The organism is Polyangium jinanense (assembly GCF_028435265.1).
Classification (GTDB): Bacteria; Myxococcota_A; Polyangia; order Polyangiales; family Polyangiaceae; genus Polyangium; species Polyangium jinanense.
Genome location: NZ_JAGTJK010000040.1, coordinates 34,615 through 52,650, shown reverse-complemented (window position 1 = coordinate 52,650; position 18,036 = coordinate 34,615). Strand labels below are relative to the sequence as shown.

Annotated in this window: 13 protein-coding genes; 7 read left to right on the top strand and 6 right to left on the bottom strand. The window is 68.0% G+C overall.

What is annotated here, in order from left to right; translation table 11 throughout:
• Positions 1-41: 41 nt before the first annotated feature.
• The 4 genes from KEG38_RS40755 to KEG38_RS40740 are packed head-to-tail and all read left to right on the top strand — an operon-like array spanning position 42 to position 4,851.
• Positions 42-1,346 (top strand): efflux RND transporter periplasmic adaptor subunit, encoded by a 1,305-nt coding sequence (locus tag KEG38_RS40755; protein WP_272425871.1) that lies wholly within the window; start codon positions 42-44, stop codon positions 1,344-1,346.
• Positions 1,339-2,112: an ABC transporter ATP-binding protein gene (locus tag KEG38_RS40750; protein ID WP_272425870.1), complete on the top strand. Its 774-nt coding sequence runs from the start codon at positions 1,339-1,341 to the stop codon at positions 2,110-2,112. The genes KEG38_RS40755 and KEG38_RS40750 overlap by 8 nt, the downstream gene beginning before the upstream one ends.
• Entirely contained in the window at positions 2,112-3,317 is a 1,206-nt protein-coding gene (locus tag KEG38_RS40745) for an ABC transporter permease (RefSeq protein ID WP_272425869.1), read from the top strand. The genes KEG38_RS40750 and KEG38_RS40745 overlap by 1 nt, the downstream gene beginning before the upstream one ends.
• Entirely contained in the window at positions 3,310-4,851 is a 1,542-nt protein-coding gene (locus KEG38_RS40740; RefSeq protein ID WP_272425868.1) for a TolC family protein, read from the top strand. The genes KEG38_RS40745 and KEG38_RS40740 overlap by 8 nt, the downstream gene beginning before the upstream one ends.
• 3 nt (positions 4,852-4,854) lie before the next feature.
• Here the strand turns inward: KEG38_RS40740 and KEG38_RS40735 are convergent, their stop codons facing one another.
• On the bottom strand, positions 4,855-5,901 hold the full coding sequence (locus tag KEG38_RS40735; protein ID WP_272425867.1) for a hypothetical protein: 1,047 nt from the start codon (positions 5,899-5,901) through the stop codon (positions 4,855-4,857).
• A gap of 280 nt (positions 5,902-6,181) precedes the next feature.
• Here KEG38_RS40735 and KEG38_RS40730 point away from each other — a divergent pair, with 280 nt between their 5' ends.
• Positions 6,182-7,417 carry a CehA/McbA family metallohydrolase domain-containing protein gene (locus KEG38_RS40730; protein ID WP_272425866.1) on the top strand — a complete coding sequence of 412 codons (1,236 nt, stop codon included), beginning with the start codon at positions 6,182-6,184 and terminating at the stop codon, positions 7,415-7,417.
• A 7-nt stretch (positions 7,418-7,424) separates the two neighbouring features.
• Here KEG38_RS40730 and KEG38_RS40725 read toward each other — a convergent pair whose 3' ends face one another.
• The 3 genes from KEG38_RS40725 to KEG38_RS40715 are packed head-to-tail and all read right to left on the bottom strand — an operon-like array spanning position 7,425 to position 11,524.
• Positions 7,425-8,567, bottom strand: coding sequence for an FAD-dependent oxidoreductase (locus KEG38_RS40725; protein ID WP_272425865.1), 1,143 nt, complete (start codon positions 8,565-8,567; stop codon positions 7,425-7,427).
• A gap of 28 nt (positions 8,568-8,595) precedes the next feature.
• Entirely contained in the window at positions 8,596-10,074 is a 1,479-nt protein-coding gene (locus KEG38_RS40720; RefSeq protein ID WP_272425864.1) for a LodA/GoxA family CTQ-dependent oxidase, read from the bottom strand.
• A gap of 52 nt (positions 10,075-10,126) precedes the next feature.
• Positions 10,127-11,524 (bottom strand): ferritin-like domain-containing protein, encoded by a 1,398-nt coding sequence (locus tag KEG38_RS40715; RefSeq protein ID WP_272425863.1) that lies wholly within the window; start codon positions 11,522-11,524, stop codon positions 10,127-10,129.
• Positions 11,525-11,670: 146 nt separating this feature from the next.
• Between KEG38_RS40715 and KEG38_RS40710 the strand changes: the two genes are divergently transcribed.
• Both KEG38_RS40710 and eutB read left to right on the top strand, forming a co-directional pair.
• Entirely contained in the window at positions 11,671-13,260 is a 1,590-nt protein-coding gene (locus KEG38_RS40710; protein ID WP_272425928.1) for an ethanolamine ammonia-lyase reactivating factor EutA, read from the top strand.
• A gap of 14 nt (positions 13,261-13,274) precedes the next feature.
• Entirely contained in the window at positions 13,275-15,473 is a 2,199-nt protein-coding gene (gene eutB / locus KEG38_RS40705) for an ethanolamine ammonia-lyase subunit EutB (protein WP_272425862.1), read from the top strand.
• A 36-nt stretch (positions 15,474-15,509) separates the two neighbouring features.
• Here the strand turns inward: eutB and KEG38_RS40700 are convergent, their stop codons facing one another.
• Both KEG38_RS40700 and KEG38_RS40695 read right to left on the bottom strand, forming a co-directional pair.
• The gene (locus tag KEG38_RS40700) at positions 15,510-16,094 is read right to left on the bottom strand and encodes a hypothetical protein (RefSeq protein WP_272425861.1); all 585 of its coding nucleotides are present in this window, start codon (positions 16,092-16,094) and stop codon (positions 15,510-15,512) included.
• A 79-nt stretch (positions 16,095-16,173) separates the two neighbouring features.
• A complete protein-coding gene (locus KEG38_RS40695; protein ID WP_272425860.1) occupies positions 16,174-17,814 on the bottom strand; it encodes a WGR domain-containing protein in 1,641 nt (546 codons plus the stop codon).
• Positions 17,815-18,036 lie beyond the last annotated feature (222 nt).

Below are 18,036 nucleotides of genomic sequence, written 5' to 3'. Positions count from 1 at the left end.
CGTAGGGAGCCCGCCTCGGCAACCGTCCAAGGGGAACGATCATGACATCTCCTCGAACCATCGAGCCGACCGCCGGGGATCCCGAGGTCCTCCGGGTCGTCGCGCGGGGCAAACGGCGGCGGCTGCCGTGGGTGCTGCTCGCCGCTGTCCTCGTCGCCGGCGGCGGCGGCGGCTTCTACGCCTGGAAGAAGAAGACCACCGCCGCCGCGGAGAGCACGAAGTACCAGTCGCAGAAGGTCGAGCGCGGCGACCTCCGGGTGACCGTCACGGCCACCGGCACCTTGAAGGCGCGCAACACCGTCGAGGTCGGCGCCGAGATCACGGGCCGGGTCCTCGAGGTCCACGTCAACTTCAACGACAAGGTCACGAAGGGCCAGATCCTCGCCGAGATCGACACCGAGCAATACACGGCCCGGATCGAGGAGGCGACGGCGCAGCTCGCCTCGGCGAGCGCCTCGCTCGTGAACGCGCGCACCACGGCGAGCGAGAACAAGCAAAAGCTCACGCGGGCCGAGGCCATGCTGGCGCAGGGGCTCGCGCCGGCGCAGGACGTCGAGACCGCGCAGGCGAACTACAAGCGCTCCGAGGCGCAGGTGTCGTCGGCCTCCTCGCAGGTGACGCTCGCGCAGGCGTCGCTCAAGGTCGCGAAGACGAACCTTTCGAAGGCGGTCATTCGTTCGCCGATCGATGGAATCGTGCTGAACCGCGCGGTCGAGCCGGGCCAGACGGTGACCTCGGGCATGCAGACGCCGGTGCTCTTCGTGCTCGCCGCGGATCTCGGTCAGCTCCAGCTCAACGTGCAGGTCGACGAGGCCGACGTGGGCGCGGTGAAGGAGGCGCAGGAGGCGAGCTTCACGGTCGACGCGTATGCGCAGCAATCGTTCGCGTCGAAGGTGCTGGCCGTGAAGAACATGCCGACGACGGGGACGACGGTCGTCACGTACGAGGCATGGCTCTCGGTCGACAATTCGAAGGGATTGCTCCGGCCGGGCATGACGGCGACGGCGACGGTCGTGGTCGACGAGCGGAAGAACGTGCTGCTCGTGTCGAATGCGGCATTGCGGTTCAACCCGAACCGGAAGTCGAGCTCGCAGCAGCAGCAGGGCATTTCGGTGAACCAGTTCTTGCCCATGGGCCGGCCGGGGGGGATGGGGCAGCAGCAAAAGCGTCCGGGTGGCACGGGCGCGCCGCGCGAGCCCGTCCTTTGGCTGCCGACGGGCGGCGAGCCCCGCCGCGTGAAGGTGGAGGTCGGCGCGACGGACGGCATTCGCACGGAGATTCGCTCGGAGGAGATCACCGAGGGGACCGACGTCGTGGTCAGCATGATCGAGGCGCCGCGTGGCTGAGCTGCCTCGCCCGGACGGCGGCGCCACGGTGGCCCCGGGTCATCCCTTGGGGGCTGCGCTCGGACAAGCCGAGCTACGCCCCCAAACCCCCATCGTCGAGTTCCGGCGCGTCGAGAAGATCTACGGCGAGGGCGAGTCGGAGGTGCGCGCGCTCGACGGCGTCGACATGCGCATCGATCCGGGGGAGTTTGTCAGCATCATGGGGTCGAGCGGCTCGGGCAAGTCGACCGCCATGAACATGATCGGTTGTCTCGACGTTCCCACGTCCGGCGCTTACCTCTTTCGTGGCGTCAACGTCTGCAATCTCGATCAGGACCAGCGCGCGCTGCTCCGGCGCCATTTCATCGGGTTCGTCTTCCAGGGGTTCAATCTGCTCGCGCGGACGACGGCGCTCGAGAACGTGGAATTGCCGCTCATCTACCGGCGCGTGCCGGCCGAGGAGCGGCGTCAGCGCGCGCTCAAGGCGCTCGATCTCGTGGGCCTCTCGTCGCGCGCGGGGCACACGAGCGCCAAGCTCTCGGGCGGCCAGCAGCAGCGCGTCGCCATTGCGCGGGCGCTCGTGACGGAGCCGTCGCTCCTCCTCGCGGACGAGCCGACCGGTAATCTCGATACCGCGCGGAAGGCCGAGATCATGGAGCTCATGGTGCAGCTGAACCGCGAGCACGGCATTACCGTCGTGATGGTCACGCACGAGCCGGACATGGCCGAGTACGGGACGCGGACCATCGTGTTTCGCGACGGCAAAATCATCTCGGGGAATCGCTGATGCTCTGGGCCACCTTGATCATGTCGTTACGCGAGGTGCGGAAAAACGCGCTTCGTTCGTTCTTGACGATGCTCGGCATCATGATTGGCGTCGGCGCGGTCATCGCGATGGTGACGATCGGCGAGGGCGCGACGCAGAAAGTGCGCAGCGACGTCGGCGCGCTCGGCGAGAACATGCTCGTCGTCTCGCCCGGCGCGGCGCGGCGCGGGCCGGAGCGTACGGCGGGCAATCCGTTCCAGAAGGACGACGTCGAGGCGATCGAGCGCGAGGTGACCGGGATCAAGGCCCTGTCGCCGACGGCGCAATCGAACACGACGGTGGTCGTCGGCAACCAGAACTGGCCGACGAGCGTGATCGGCGTCGACGAGGGATATTTCGAGGTCCGCGGCTACAAGGTCGAAATGGGCCGCAGTTTCTCGGAGGCCGAGGCGGCTTCCGGCACCCCCGTGTGCATCATCGGCAAGACCGTGCGGGACAACCTGTTTCCCGGGGCGATGCCGATGGGCCAGCGCATTCGCGTGAAGCAGGTATCCTGCCTCATCGTCGGCTTGCTCGCCTCGAAGGGCCAGGCCGCGATGGGCGGCGATCAGGACGACGTGGTTTTGATGCCGCTCCGCGCCTTCCAGCGGCGCATCGCGGGCAACAACAACATCAGCTCGGTGTATTTGCAGGTCGAGCAGGCGGAGCTGACGTCGTCGGTGCAGGCGCAGGTGGAGGACCTCTTGCGCGAGCGGCGCCGCATCCAGCCCGGCGCGGTCGACGATTTCAACGTGCGTAACATGCAGGAGATCGCCGACACGATGAGCAGCGTCACCGCGTCGATGACGGGCCTGCTCGGCGGCATCGCGGCCGTGAGCCTGCTCGTCGGCGGCATCGGCATCATGAACATCATGCTCGTCAGCGTCACCGAGCGGACGCGCGAGGTCGGGACGCGGCTCGCGATCGGGGCGCTCGCGAGCGAGGTGCTCCTGCAGTTCCTCGTGGAGGCGGTGGTGCTCGCGCTTCTCGGCGGGATCCTCGGGATCCTGTTCGGGCTCTCGCTCTCGTACGCGGCGACGCAGAGTTTGTCGCTGCCATTCGTCATCTCGCCGGGCACGGTGGCCGGGGCCTTCGCGTTCTCCGCGGCCGTCGGGGTCATCTTCGGGTATCTGCCGGCGCGCAAGGCGGCGCGCCTCAACCCCATCGAGGCATTGCGTCATGAATAGAACGTCGAAATGGTGCGTCGCCGTGTGTTCGCTCGCGCTCGCCCTCTCCTCCGCGGACGCGTCCGCTCAGCAGGTCCCGGCGAGCGGGGCCACGCGAGGCTCCTCGCCCGTGGTCCACGAGATCACGGAGAACGACGTGGTCACGCTCGTGCTCCGTCACAACCCCGACGTCGCTTCGGCGATTCTCTCGGAGAAGCAGGCGGCGGCCTTGGTGCGGGCGCAGGAGGTGCGGTATCCATTCGTGCTCACGGCGAACGGGGGATATACGCACAGCGCGTCGCCCACGCTCCAGCGCGATGGTTCGGTGAGCGTCGGTGAGCGCGACGTCTTCGCGCTGAACGCTGCGCTGCGGAAGGATTTCGCGACCGGCACGGTGGTGTCGTTCTCCGTGCAGAGCAGCCGCAGCTCGACGTCGAACCCCGTCGGTGAGCTCGTCACGGCGGGCGCGGCGGGCACGGGGTATTCGGTGTCGACGCGGCTCTCGCTTACGCAGCCGATTCTCCGCGGCGCGGGGACACGTATGGGCGAGGCGGGGCTGCGGGCCGCGGAGCTCGATCGGACGGCCGCGCACGAGGGGCGCGAGCGGGTGGCGAGCGAGGTCGTGCGCGACGCGCTCACGTCGTACTGGGAGCTCTGGTACGCGTCGCGCGCGCTCGCGATCGAGCAGGCTGCGAATGCTCTCGCGAAGGTCGAGCGCGACGCGGCCGATCAACGGCGCGAGAAGGGCGCGGCCGCGGCCGTGGATGTCCTTTCGTACGAGACGCGCATCGCGACGCTCGGCGAGTCGGTCACGTCGGCCGAGCTCACCGAGATCCAGCGTGGTCTCGAGCTCGCCCAGCTCCTCGCCGTCATCGATCCGAACGCGCGCCTGCGCGCGTCGGGGGATCCCGTGGACCCGCCCGTGCCGACCGTGGCGGAGGTCGAGAAGGCGCTCGCCTCGCTTTCGCCGGAGCTCAAGGAGCTCGAGGCGCGCGTCGCCTCGGCCGAATCCCGCGCGCAGGTGGCGGGGGATCAGTATCGACCGCGCTTCGACGTGGAAGGGTACGTGGAGCTCCGCGGCCTCGGCAATGGCAGCATCGCGCCGGCGTTCGCGCAGATCGGGACGTTCGGCGCCGTCAACGGATATGTGGGGTTTCTCTTCGAGGCGCCGCTCACGACGGCGCGGGAGTCGGCCGAGGTCGAGAATGCGCGCATCAACGCGCAGATCTCGAAAAACCAGCTCGAAGCCGCGCGCAGCCGGATCCGCATCGTCGCGCTTCGTCTCGTCGCGCAGCTCGAATCCGCGGAGGCGCGGCGCAGGGCGGCGGCGCAGACCGTGGCCATTGCCGAGAAGCAGCTCGAAGCCGAGCGCGCGCGTTTCGCGCTTGGCACGTCGACGCCGCTCCAGGTGCAGCAAGCCGAGGACACCGTGCGCACCTCGCGCCTGCGCGTCGCGCGGGCGACGGTGGATCGGATCCAGGCGATGCTCCAGCTGGATCACTCGATGGGCCGCATCGCGGCGCGCGTCGGCGGCGGATCCACGCCGGAGAAATGAGGGTCAGCCGAGCGGCCGCGATGCGAACGGGCGCCGCGGCCGCACGCGGCCGGTGAGCGCGAGCCACTCGGCGGCGCTGATGGGCTCTTCGAAGAGCGAGGCGTCGCTCCCATGCAGCCGGAAGAGCTCCACGATGAAGCGCATGCGATCGGCGAGCGAATCCCAGCGCTCGGCGCGGCTGCCGCAGGTCGACTGGATGTCGGCGTCGAAGCGCAGGACGAACGTGACGAGCTCCGGATCTTCGAGCGCTTCGAGGTACTCGCCGAAGGGCCCATCGGGCAGATCCGCGCCGAGTTTGTGGATGGCCGTACCGCCGCCGAGCTCGAGCTCCAGCATCGCCTTCGTGACGAGCGCGCGCGTGGTCGGGCCGCCGGGCATCGCGGCCGCGATCCGGCCTTGCAGGCGCGTCTGCTCCTGCAGCGCGACGTACAGGTTCGCCGCGTAAAGCAGCTCCGCTTTGCGTTTGCCCGCGTGCGTCCGGGCCGCTTCGAGGTAGCATTCGAAGGCGCGGCGCAGGATGTCCTGTCCGCCTCGATCGGGCGAGCCTTTCGTGAACGAGGCGAAGAACGCGGCGAGGGCCTCGTCGCCTTCGCGGTAGGCGCGCGCGAATCCGGCGAAGGCCGGGGCGACTTCCATGAAGACCTCGCGATTGCCCTCGCCGACCTCCCGCGAGACGTCGCGCAGGGTATCGAGCAAAAACCGCGCGCCCGGGACACGCGCCGCGGCGCGGGCGACGTATTGTTGTCCCGGCAGATCCTCGCCACGAATGGATTGTCCGGCGCGGCGCGAGGCCCAGGCGGCCATCGTGCACCAATTGATGCCGGCGCCGCTGCCGAGGAGATCCGCGACTTCGAGCGAAAGATCCCCGTAGGCCTGGGTGATGAGCAGGTTGCGCGCAGCGGCGTCCTTCATCGCCACGACCCGCGCGATGTAGTCCTCCGTCACGCGGCGCTCGATGCGGACGCCCGCCTCGACGAGGCGCGGGGATTCCTGGAGAACGGGCCGACGGGGAAGGACGTCCCATGCAAAGCTGAGGAGGAGCGCGATCATGCCGATTGTTCAAAGCACGCGGCGGGCCAGTCCCGCTGGGCTCGCCGGCGCGTCGTTTTTTCCGCGGATCCGCCGGGCGTCATGATTTTCGGCGCGGGAAACGTGCTCGGGTGCGGGCCCGAGCCTGCAGCATTGCGGGCTCCGGCGAGCAGGCAGGATTTCGGCAAATGGCGGGCATTCGACAGGGAAATGCCGTTTCGGCATCTTCCCATCTCTCCAAGGTTCGCCCCCGCTCCAGGATCCTCGTTTGCCGATCCGGCGCCCAAGCTCCGCGCTTGCCATGCCGTCCAAGCCCGGCCATGACAAGAGGAACCACGTGAAGCGCGCGCCCGAGACGGCCCTCCTCCTCGCCTTGATGCTGCTCGCCGGCTGCAGCCGTTCGATCTCGCATCACCTGCTCGACGCCAGCATGTCGAGCGCGCACCGGCCGGCGCCGCCCGTCGCTCCCGCGGCGGTCCTCCCGGAGGCGACGAGCCCGTATCAGCTCCTCGGCGGGGACATGCATTGCCACGTGAGCCCGCCCGACTCGCCCCGGCACGTGAGCCGCGGCATGGAGGAGACCGTGGAGCTCGTGCGCGCGGAGGGGCTCGACTTCGTCGTCCTCACGCCGCACGTGCCGTCACAGTTTTTCCAGAGCGAGTCCATGCGGCAGAGGGTGCAGGCCGAGCTCGCGGCGCTCGAACGGGCCGTGCCGCGAGGGGAGGGGGAGCCGATCTTCGTCGTGGGGTTCGAGTACACCGATTACCATTACGGCCACGTCGGGGCGGCGTTCGCGGATCTCGGCGCCGTGTACGCGGACGTCTCGGCGCGCGCGGCCCTCACCGATCCGGCGAAGTTTTTCCATGCATTCGTGCAGCATGGGGGGCTGCTCGTGATCAATCATCCGCTGCTCACGCCAATCGATTCGATCATCCCCATGGCACGGGCGAACCTCTCGTGGCGCCCGTTCACGGCGCCGGGGCCCTATCCGGAGGAGATCGTCGCGGCCGATCGGATCGCGCAGGCGTTCGAGGTGTACAACCTCGCGGTGACGGAGCTCCGGGATCGCTTTCTGCTCGGCGACACGGCTTCCACGCTGGAGGCGACGCTCGCGCGGCTCGATCGGGAGGTCCCGCTGCGCGCGCGGCCGCTCGTGCCGGTCGGGGGGTCGGACAGCCATAGTGGCCATCTGCGGGCGACGACGTTCGTGCTCGCGGAGGAGCGCTCGGCGAAGGGCGTGCGGGACGGCATCGTCGCGGGGCGCGTTTGCGTGCGGGATCCGGCGGCGTGCTCGTTCGAGGTGCGCGCTTCGGGCGGAACGTGGTTGCCGCCCGGGAGCGTGATTCGTGATGCGACGATGGTGGAGGTGCGGGCCCGGGGCGAGGAGGTCCGTTTCTGGGCGAATGGCACGGTCCTCGCGCCGGAGGAGCCCGGACACAGCGTGTTCGTCCCGGTCGCGCCGGGGAAATGCAGCGTCCTCCGGGCGCGGGTCGACGCGGGGTATTCGGGGCCGGTGTACGTGAATTGCCCCTTCTAGACGTCCTTCACGCTCGCTCGCGCGGCACGTGCCGATCGGGCACGAGTTTCGGCGAAAGCTCGTGGGCGGCCGCGCGAAACGCTTCGTGTCGTCGCCGCCAGAAAGGCGCCTCGGGCCAGCGTCGCTCCGCATCGTAGGTTTTTCCCCGCGTTCGCAAGTATTCTGCAAAATGAACGTGCGCCGCGCGCGCATGGGCGGCCATCGCCTCTCTCCCTGACAGGAGCGCGTTCGCCGCGGAGAGGCCCGCCGAGAGCCCCTCGAGGAGACCTCTGCCGCTCAAGGGGTCGAGCGCGCACGCAGCGTCGCCCACGGCGATCCAGCCGTCGCCCGTCACCTCGTCCCAGCATGCGCTCTCCGCAGGGGCCGCCTTCGGCGAGCCGGTGAGACGGCCTCTGCCCGCCCGCAGGCGCGTCCGCGGCGCATCCGCGAGCGCTCCTTGCCACGCTTCTGCGACCCCGCGTCCCCCCCGCGGCAGGAGGTCGGCGTCGGTCATGAAGGCGGCAACGAGGGTTCGTCCAGGCAATCGCGCCGAATACCAGAAGCCGGAAGGAGTCGCTTCGATCAACGTGCGCGCGTCCTCTTCGTTCGTGCCCTCGACGTAGCCCACCAGGGCGACCAGGCGATCGAACCTGATCCGGCGCGCGCTGGGCGCGGCGAGGCGGCGCCCAGCCCTGCCCGCGGCCTCGATCACGGCCTCCGCGTATAATACCTCAACGCGACCGTCCACGTCGACGGTGAGTCGACAGCCTCCCCGGGACGGCTCGCAGGCCTGGACATGGGCGCCGGTGCGCAGCGTCGCGCCCGACCGTATGGCTTCCGCGGCGAGGAATCGATCGAACCGCAATCGATCGAGGTGCCATCCGTGCCCGTAGGGGCTCCAGATGAACTCGTTCTCGTGCAGCTCTTCGCTCCCCCACGCGGACACGGTGCCCGGCGAGGGAAGGTGCCCTTCTTCGACGAACCTCTCCCATATCCCCAGTTGCTGCAAGGGCAAGAGCGCCTCGGGGGACAGGGTTTCGCCTGCGCGCAGGCGTTCGTATCGCCCGCGCTCCAGCACGAGCACTCTCTGGCCTGCGCGCGAGAGCGTGATGGCAGCGGAGCACCCGGCCGGCCCGCCGCCGATGACGGCCACGTCGAAGAAGGGAACCATTGGCGTTTTCCTGATGCGTTTTTCCGCCTCAGATCTCGCTGCGCTCGGCCTCGAGGAGGACCTCCTCGCCTGCCGCATTGCGGCGCGGCACGATGATTCCGAGCCGCCCGAACTTCTCGACCAGCTCCGTGTGATCATCGATGTCGCGCGTCCAGCCTGCGCTCGGCGTGGCGTCGTCCGGCCGGCGCATCACCATCGAGGGCCGCTGCGACGGCCACCACCCGACGCCGCACTTGAGAAAATCGGCCTGCCACGGCACGGCCATGCGCGCGGTGAGCGCGCCGGGCACGAGCGTCTCTTGTTCGCCTTCGGCGTTCACGAACGGGGCGGTCGTGAGGCGGCAGCGCTCGGCGTACATCGCCGCGGTTTTCATCTTCTCGCCGGCCTCGATACCCGGGTAGAAACCGCCGCCCACACAGGCGTCGAGCGCCGCGCGGTCGAGGCCGCCCGGGGTTACGCCGATGGGCTCCTCGGGCGCGGATGCATCGTCGACGAAGTTCTCCGCCAGCCACGCGTCGAGCGCCGCGAGCTGGACCTCGGTGAACATGAAATCGTTCAGGATGCCCGAATCTTGCGCATCCTTGACGAGCGCATATGCCGTCTGGCGTAGGGCGCTGGCCGCGGGGTCGCCTTTTCGAGACAGCGTCGTCCAATCGCGCGGGATGCTGTTCCACTGGGCCCATTGCTCCACCCAGCGCAGGCGGCTCGCGCGATTCAGGATGGGCAGGATGTCCCGCTTGAACGAGGGCGTCGCCGGCGGCGCCTCGAAGCCACGCGTGACCGACGCCTGGACCGCGATATCGTAGAGGGTGGTGATCCCACCGATGGCGGGCGCGTAATCGGGCGGCGCCACGATGACCCAGCTCGGCGCGTCGACCTCCCGTGTCTCGCCGTTCGGCAGCCGGATCGTCGCCGTCACCGGGCCGTCCGATACGTCGTCGTGCCAGCCCGGGTTGTTGGCGAAACTGTTGATGGGCTTTCCTGTCGGCACGGAGGCCGAATGGCCGTGCCCGCCGAGGACGAGCAGCCGGCCTGCTGCGTCCGTGCGCAGCTCGCCCAGATAGACCTCGGTCCCCATGAAGCGCGCCGCTCGGCTGGCCACGGCCGTCTGGTTTGCGCCGACGATCGGGTCGAAGACGGGCGCGATCACGAGCTCTTCCTCGGGCACGTCCGGGTTTCGAGGCATCTCCGAGGCGAAACCCTTCGAGGCTGCCTTGCGGTTGGCGAGACGAACGTGCCAGGTGATCTCCGCGTCGGCCGCGGTGATCTCCCGCAGGAGCCGCAGCGCTCCCTTGTCGGTCCTCTCGTATTCGTAGACGCGGAACCGTGCGGCCTGCCGCAGAATCCGGCCCGACGCGTCCTTGTATCGCTCCACGGGCTGCTCACCTTTCGGCGTAGGCACGACGCCCCGCTCGCCGGGGATCTCCGGACCGATGAAGAATGCGTCGCTGCTGTCGCCGACGCGCGCGACGCCGATTCCTGGGTGAATCTTGTAAACCTTCGCCATGGGTTCGTTCCTTCGTCTTCTCGATATCGTGAGTTCAAATGGCCATGGATCATCAAGCGACGGGTAAAATGGAAAGGAGGGGGCGGTCTTCGCGGCGCGCGGAGTCGAGCATTTGAAGGCTCGCGATCAGTGCCCTGGCCGAGGGGCTTGGGTCGATTTCGTTGAGCCGCGCGAGCAGGCGCTCCGAGCGCGCGGTGAGCTCCCTCAAAAGTTGCAAGCCTTCGTTTCTCCCGGAGGGCAGGGCGGCGGGCGCGCTCCACGCGGGGGCTGCGCGGTCGCCGTCCAGCGCACCGCCTTCTTTGCGCGGGAGCTGCAAGAGGCGCCGGGTCACGCGCGTTATGCCCGTCTTCATCTCGTCCAGCGACCCATCCACGTACCTCGCGCGCGCCTCGTCCGACGCAGGCGTGGAGAGTGCAAGGTCGATGAGGAGCAAAAGCAGGTGATAGCGGACATCGAATAGCTCCGCCCACATGCGCGCGAGGGGGTTGGTGATACGGTTCTGCTCGCGCTCGGCGTCGGTGTGCGGCTCCGTCGAGAGGCTTGGATTCGTCGGGACCGGGAGAATCCGCGGGGGGGGTCCGACGAGGCTGCGATACCCCTCGAGGAAGGCGTGGAAATGCGAGTCGTCGTCGTCGAGCAAGCCCTCCCCTTGGGCCATGATTCGGTAGAGCGCCTTGAACGCATCCGCGCGGTCGCCGACGGGGTCGACGTAGAAATGGGGCACGCTGCCGCTCCACTCGGCCGCGTTCGTCTGGAAGGGCAGGACCTCGTCCCTGGGCCTGAGCGCGCGGATGTGCCAGCCAGCCGGCATGCCCGTCTCCGGCGTGAGCGTGAGCGGGCCCTCGGGACCATCCCCCTCCTGGAAGAGCCAGTAGATCTTCATATAAATGGCGCCCACCCGTTGCACGTCTCCGGGGACGGCGCCGTTTGCCTCGGCGAGGATCGCCTGCACCTCGCTGCGCAGCTCGGGCGGGACCAGATCGAGCGTAGGCATCTCGAGCGCGACGTATTTGGCGAGGGCGACGCGGCTCGCGGGCTCGAGGCGGAACGGGATGGGATCGAGCTCGCTCGGGGGCCCATCGTCGCGGCGCCCAAGGAACGGCTCGGCCCCGAGGACACGCAGCAGGTTCTGCACCGTGGCGAAATGCGCCATCTCCTGTTCGGCGATGGTGCGAATCGTCTTCGCGAGAGGATTTCGTATATCGTCGAACGAAAACGCGGCGTAGAGGTACTGGACCATCAGCGCGTGCTCGACGCCAGCCGCGATTCGTAAGAGCTCGATGGCTTCTTCCTCCGGGGTCGCGACATTCTCGATGGTGGGGATCCCCGTGGCCTGGAGGACGCGATTCATGGCCTCCTCGCGGAGGCCGCGCGGCGTTCGCACGGCCGCGAGGCCCTGGATCGATAGCCGTTTCGCACCCACCCAGGACAACCGTTTGATTAGGGTCATGCTGGCTCCTTGCGTGTGCTCGATGGAGATCGAGCCTCCGCGGGCACCTGTTTGCACGGCGCATGCCACGATGATTCCCTTGCCTTACGAGGAGGAAATACGTGCGTCAGGGCAGACGTGGCGCCGAAGGGGGGGCGCGCCGCAGCATGCCCTTGCGTGGTCGCGCAATATCTTGCAGCCCGGCTCATCCGTCGCGGAGCGCGCGAGCCCAGGCTCCCCAACATCGGAGGGGCGAACTTCCGAGGCGAAAGGACGCTATCCCCGGGCCGAGATCCGTGGTCTACTTGCGGGGGAGAGGAGCCTGGGGGGGCACGTTGAGCGGCACGGTCAGCCTGTTGGGTCTCGACTTCGGCAGCACGACCAGCAGTGCGATGGTCGCGTCCGCCACGATGGTACGCAATTGCGTCACCGGTCGGGTGGAGCTCCGCCGGCTCACCGAGGAATATCGGTCCGTCCCGGTCTTCACGCCCCTCCGTGAGGGACGTATCGATGAGGGCGCGGTCGTGGCGCTCCTCGATCGTTGGCTCGCCGAAGGGGATTTGCAGGGGAAAGAGATCTTCGGCGGCGGCGCGCTCATCACGGGGCTTTCGGCCCAGCGGGACAATGCGGCGGCGCTCTCGTCGCTGCTCCGTGCGCGCCTCGGTGACGCCATCCTCGTGGCCTCCGGCGACGCGAACCTCGAGTCCTGGATGGCGTTTCTCGGGAGCGCGGCGCGGCTCTCGCGACACCATCCCGAGGTCGAGATCGTGAACCTCGACATCGGCGGCGGGACGACGAACCTCGCGCTCGGAATCGACGGAGAGGTCCGCCGCACGGGCTGTCTGTTCGTGGGGGCGAGGCATCTCCAGGTCGAGCCTGGGAGTCATCGGATCGTCGCGATGTCGAGGTATGCCCGGGCGCTCTTCGATCACCTGGGAATTGCACGCGGGCCCGGGGATACGTTGTCTCCCGGCGACGTCGACGCGGTGCTCTCGTTTTACGTCGCGCTCCTCGAATCCGCGGTCACCGGGCGCGCTGAGCCGTTCACGACGCCCGTCGCGCGCCTGCATTTGCACACGGACCTCGGGCTCGAACCACCCGCGCCGCACGTGCCCCGCGTCGTCACGCTCTCGGGTGGCGTAGGCGCGCTCGTCTACGACAAACTACAGGGCGCGCCGTGGCCGCAGACGACGTGTTTCGGGGATCTCGGCATTGATCTCGCCCAGCGTATCCTCGCGTCCGAGGTCCTCGCGCGTGACCTCGCGGCATGGATCCCCGACCATTTCGGCCGCACGACGGTCTTCGGAATGATGCGGCACAGTATGGACATCTCCGGCGCGACCGTTTTTCTCTCGTCGCCCGGCGTCCTACCCCTGCGCGACTTGCCCATCCTCGGCCGCCTGGGAAGCGATGCGGATGCCGCGCGCGTGCACGCGCTGCTTCGCCTCGTGCGCGAGAGCCCGTCCGGCGGCTGTTTGCGGGTCGAATGGCACGGTCCTCCGCTCGTGGCCATCCGCCGGCTCGGCGCTTTGCTCGGCGACGAATTGAAGGCGCGTCCCCTCGGGCCCGACCAGGCGCTCGTCTTGTTCGTGGCTGAAAACGTGGGCAAAACCCTCGGCCAGTACGTCAGCGACTGGGGCCAAAGCCCGGTCCGCCTCGTCGTCATCGACGAGGTCGTCGTCAAGGACGCCCGCTTCGCGCAGATCGGGCGCATGAAGGATCACGTCGTTCCTGTCTGGTATTACGGGCTGGATTGAGAAACGAGGAAACGATGCAGCAGGTTCCAGAGGCGCTCGTGCCATTGTCCGACATCGTCGTCCCGCGGCCGCGGCCGCCTGAGTTCTATCGGACGACCGTCCTCGACGAGGAGATCTCGTTCCTCGGCCTGAAAGCGCTCCTCGGCGCTGCCGACGAGAACAAGGCGGGCGATCGAAACGCGGGGCTCGCGGCAAAGAGCGCCCGGCACCGCGAGGCCGCTCGGACGATTCTGTCATCGCTCACGCTGCGGCACCTCTACGACCATCCGCTCACCGACGACGACGGGAACGTCGATTCCGTCATGCGGGTCAATTACACGATCGATCACGCCGTCTTTGCCGAGATCGAATCGATGACCGTGGGCGGGCTGAAAAACCATCTCCTGCGCTCGCCGGGCGCGGAGAGCGCGCGCGTGGGCAAGGCCTTGACTGGCGTGATGGCGGCCGCGCTGGCCAAGATCTGCGACGTGCACGAGCTCATCTTTCTCGCTCGACGCATCCCGCGACCCACGAAAGCGCGGACGACCCTCGGTTTGCCCGGGACCTTGTCTTCGCGCCTGCAGCCGAACCATCCCACCGATGATCTGCGTGGGATCACGCTGCTCTTGTATTGGGGGCTCTCGATGGGCGCGGGGGATGCGCTGCTGGGCATCAATCCTGCCATCGATACCGTCGAGAACATTTCCGGGCTTCTCCGTCACCTCGACAAAGTCCGCCGGCAGACGGGCGTGCCCACGCAGATCTGCGTCCTCGGGCACATCAAAACGCAGCTCGCTTGCCTCGAACGAGGTGCGCCGGTCGAGATCCTCTTTCAGAGCCTGGCCGGCACCGAGAAGACGCTCACGGCCGAGTTCGACGTGACCGTCGAGTTGCTCGACCAGGGCTATCGGACCATGCGCGAAAAGGGAGCGCTCGGGCCGGACGCGCGTCAATTCATGTATTTCGAGACCGGTCAGGGGAGCGAATTCACCTACGGCAAGCACCACGGCATCGACATGACGACGACGGAGGCCCTCTGTTACGGCCTCGCCCGCCGCTACGATCCCTTCATGGTGAACAACGTCACGGGCTTCATCGGGCCGGAGACGCACCTCGACAATTTCGAGATGATCGTGTCGAACCTGCAGGACCACTTCATGGGCAAGCTGCTCGGTTTGCCCATGGGCATGGCGCCGTGCTTCACGCTCCACTCGCACATCACGCTCGAAGGCCAGCAGATGGCCACGCAGATGCTGACCGCGGCGGGCGCGAATTACTACATGGATGTCGCGCTGAATACGGATCGAATGCTCGCGTATTTCGATACCAGCGGCCACGACGACCAGACCTTGCGCGAGCTGTACGGGAAGCGGGTGACGCCCGAGTACGAGGCGTGGGCGATCGAGCGGGGGATTTTCCGCAAAGAGGAGGACGGTAGCCTCGCCCGCGGCCCGCACTGGGGAGATTTGCGCCGGTTCCTTTCGTCGGACGCGGAGCTTTCGGGGCTGCTCGCGACCACGCCGGCCCTGCATGGATTCGAATCCGCCGGTCCGCGGCCCGCCGACGAGGTCAGCCGCCGCGTTCGGCTTCATCAGGCCGTCGGCCGCGAGGCGACGCAGAGCGTGCTCTGCGTCGATGCGTTGCAAGAGGTCGTCGATTTCCGGGTGGTCGCCACGGACGCCCATTCCAAGGAAGCGCACCTCCATTCACCCTCCCTGGGTGCGCGGGTCGCCGCAAACCACCGCGCCGCGCTCCTTCCCGAGCGCCGCCAGGTGCAGATCCTCGTCTCCGACGGGCTCAGCGCCGAGGCCGTCCACCACAATGCCAGCGAGCTGCTCCCCGTCCTCCTCGACGGCTTGAATGCTCGCGGCATCACCATGGGCAAACCCATCCTGGCCCCGAACGGGCGGGTGAAGCTCTCCGAGGATGTCGCGGAGCTCGTGCAATGTGATCTCGTGATCTGCTTGATCGGCGAGCGCCCCGGCGGCGACGCCCTCGCGTCGCGTAGCCTCTCGGCCTACCTGGTGTATTGCCTGCGCGACGACGAAACGAGGCGGAAAGCCGCTGCGTTCAGCGGCAATCCCGAGGCACGTTTCGAGTATACGGTGCTCTCGAACATCTATGCCGGTGGGCTGCCGCCGCTCGAAGCGGGCGGCGTCATTGCCGAGAAGGTGTTCGAGGTGCTGGAGCGCCGGGCGGCCGGCAATCGCCTGGAGGCGTTGCTCTCGTCTTGAGGCAGGAAAGAGGGGCTCGCGGGGGGGTTCGTCCCGTCAGGGCACGCGCTTCGCCGTGGCCTTCGCCGTGATCGGGCCGGCGCCAGGCGTGGGGCACCCGCACTTCGAGTACACGAGCGTGCCCGTCGCGTCGTCGCCCGCGAGCACGAGCGTGATCTCGCGCTTCTCGCATTGATCCTCGCCCGAGAAGCAATACGACGTGTCGCTCTTCAGGGTGAGTGTACATCCGTCCGCCGAGACCGATCCGGTCGCCGTATACGAGGCGGGCATCGGAGGCTCAGGGTTGCAGCTATGCATGGGCGCCGTGTCATCGCCCTCGAAGGTGACGCTGATCGAGACGTCGGACGCGTTTGGCGTGACCGTCAAGAGATCGCCCGCGGGGACGCAGCCGTCCGCGTCTTGCTCGTAGGTGATCTGCCACTTGCCCGCGGCGGAGCAGGCATCGGGATTTCCGCCGCCCGAGCCGCCGGTTCCGCCGGTCCCACCCGAGCCGCCGGAGCCGCCGGAGCCACCCGCGCCGCCATTGCCGGCGCTGCCGCCACCGTCACTGCAGGCAGGGAACACGGAAAGCGCGAGGGTCGCTGCAAGGAATGCTGAAGAGAACGCAAGAGAAGGTCGCATGGGCCGAGGATAGCCGCCGTGAGCGGACCTCGCCAGGCCACAAAACTGCTCTTGCGCGGGAGGGGAAGGGGCTTTTCGTTTACTGCGCGAGGCGACGAATCTCGCCGAGCACGCGGTAGAACCCGCCGCCCGCGGCCTCCCGCACCTCGTCGACGACGTAACGCGCGCCCTCGACGCGGATGTTGCGCGGGAACTGGCAGTTGTACGACGACTTGAAGCCCGGCGAGACGACATGCACGCGGAGCTTGCCGCCTTGCTTGACGCATTCGACGATCACGCCCTTCGTCGTATCGCGCGTGGTCTCGAGCTGCGTCGAGGGGATCTCCTCGACCTTCGCCGGAGCCTTGATGTCGCGCGCGACCGGAACCTCGCCCGCCTGCGCCTTCTGGATCGCCTCCTCGCTCGCGTCGATGCAAGCGAGCGAGCCGTCGGTCGTGACGATGTAGAGCCGCTCGTCGCGGTATTGCATCGAGTACGCCGAGCCGCACCCCGTCGCGAGCTTCCACAGGCGCTTGCCGGCCGCGTCGAAGCAATAAATGGTGGAGCTCGAGTCGCCGCCGAAGATGTACTTGCCGCCGGGCGAGGCCGCGCAGGAGTAGACCGTGTCGTCGCAATCGCAGACGACGCCGGGTTTGCCGTCCTTCGAGAAGACGTACACCTTGTCGTCCATCGTGCCGGCATAAACGTCCGAGGCCTCCTGCCAGCCGAAGAGCACCGAGCCGCGCGTCTTCGCCTCCCAGACCGCCTTGCCGTCCTTCCAGGCGTACTTCGTCACGCCCGCGGAATGGCCGTGATAGACGCCCTTCTCGTCGGCGCGCACCATCCAGCCGCTAGAACCCTTGCTCTTCTTGCGCCAGTTCGTCTCGTTTTCGTGATCGAAGATCGCAATGTTGCCGTCGGCGTCGGAGACGCAGAGCTTGCCGCGGTAGATGTCGAGCCAGAAGATGTCGACGTTCTCCTCGACCTCGTACGCGAGGCGCGGGACATGGCCGCCGAGGTCGTAGACGTTGCCATCGTCGCAGCCGGCATAACGCCAATCGTCGTCGGCGATGATGCATTTCACGCCGTCGGGGAGCTTATATTGCTGCTCGATCGTGCCGTCCGCGGTCACAGCGAACACGGCGCCGCTCTGGTTGCCGACCCAGAAGAGCTTCGTGTCGATGTAAATGCCGAGCGCCGCGTCGCCAGAGGAGAACTTCCACAAAACGGGCGCGCGCTTCGCCGTCGAGGGCTTGCTCTGGATCGTCCGGCGGGTGACGGCGCGCTTCTGCCGCACACCCATCACGGCCGACTCGTAGCCCTTCTTCTTCTTCTCGTTGATCTTCTTCTGCGCAAACGCGACCGCCTCAGCCGCCGTGCGGAACTTCTGCTCCTGCTTCTGGCCGCCATCGCCGATCCGGCCGTACCGAATCGAGACCTTCGTCCCGTCGATCACCACTTCGTAAAACTTGTGCGAACCCCCGCCGTCCTCGGAGAGCTCGAGGTACGTGCGGTTCGAGTCCGCAGCAGCGGCAGCGGGAGCAGGAGCAGGCGCAGGCGCGGCAGCGGCGGCCGTCGTGGCCCGGCCGGAGGAGGAAGCGGCGCGGCTGCGTTTGGCAGCGGGGGCGGGGGCGCGCGCGGCGCTCGTCCGCGGGGCCGAGGTGGTGCGGGTCGACGCAGCGCTCGGAGACGCTTTGCGCGCGCTCTTTTTCGTGGTGCTCGGTGTACGTTTGGTGGCCATGGCGTGCTCTCCTCCGGTTTTCCGGGAAGCCGATGAGAGCACGACGCGCAGGCGCCCGTCACCACCTCATCTGGGAGGCGCCGCGCTGGGGCTTTGCCCCAGGCCCCACCGGGGCTATCCGCCCCTGGACCCGGACCAGCGCAAGCGCTGGACCCGGGGTCGATGAACTGCGCATCGCGCAGTTCATCGAACAGGCCAGGTCAAGACCAACGACGACCGACC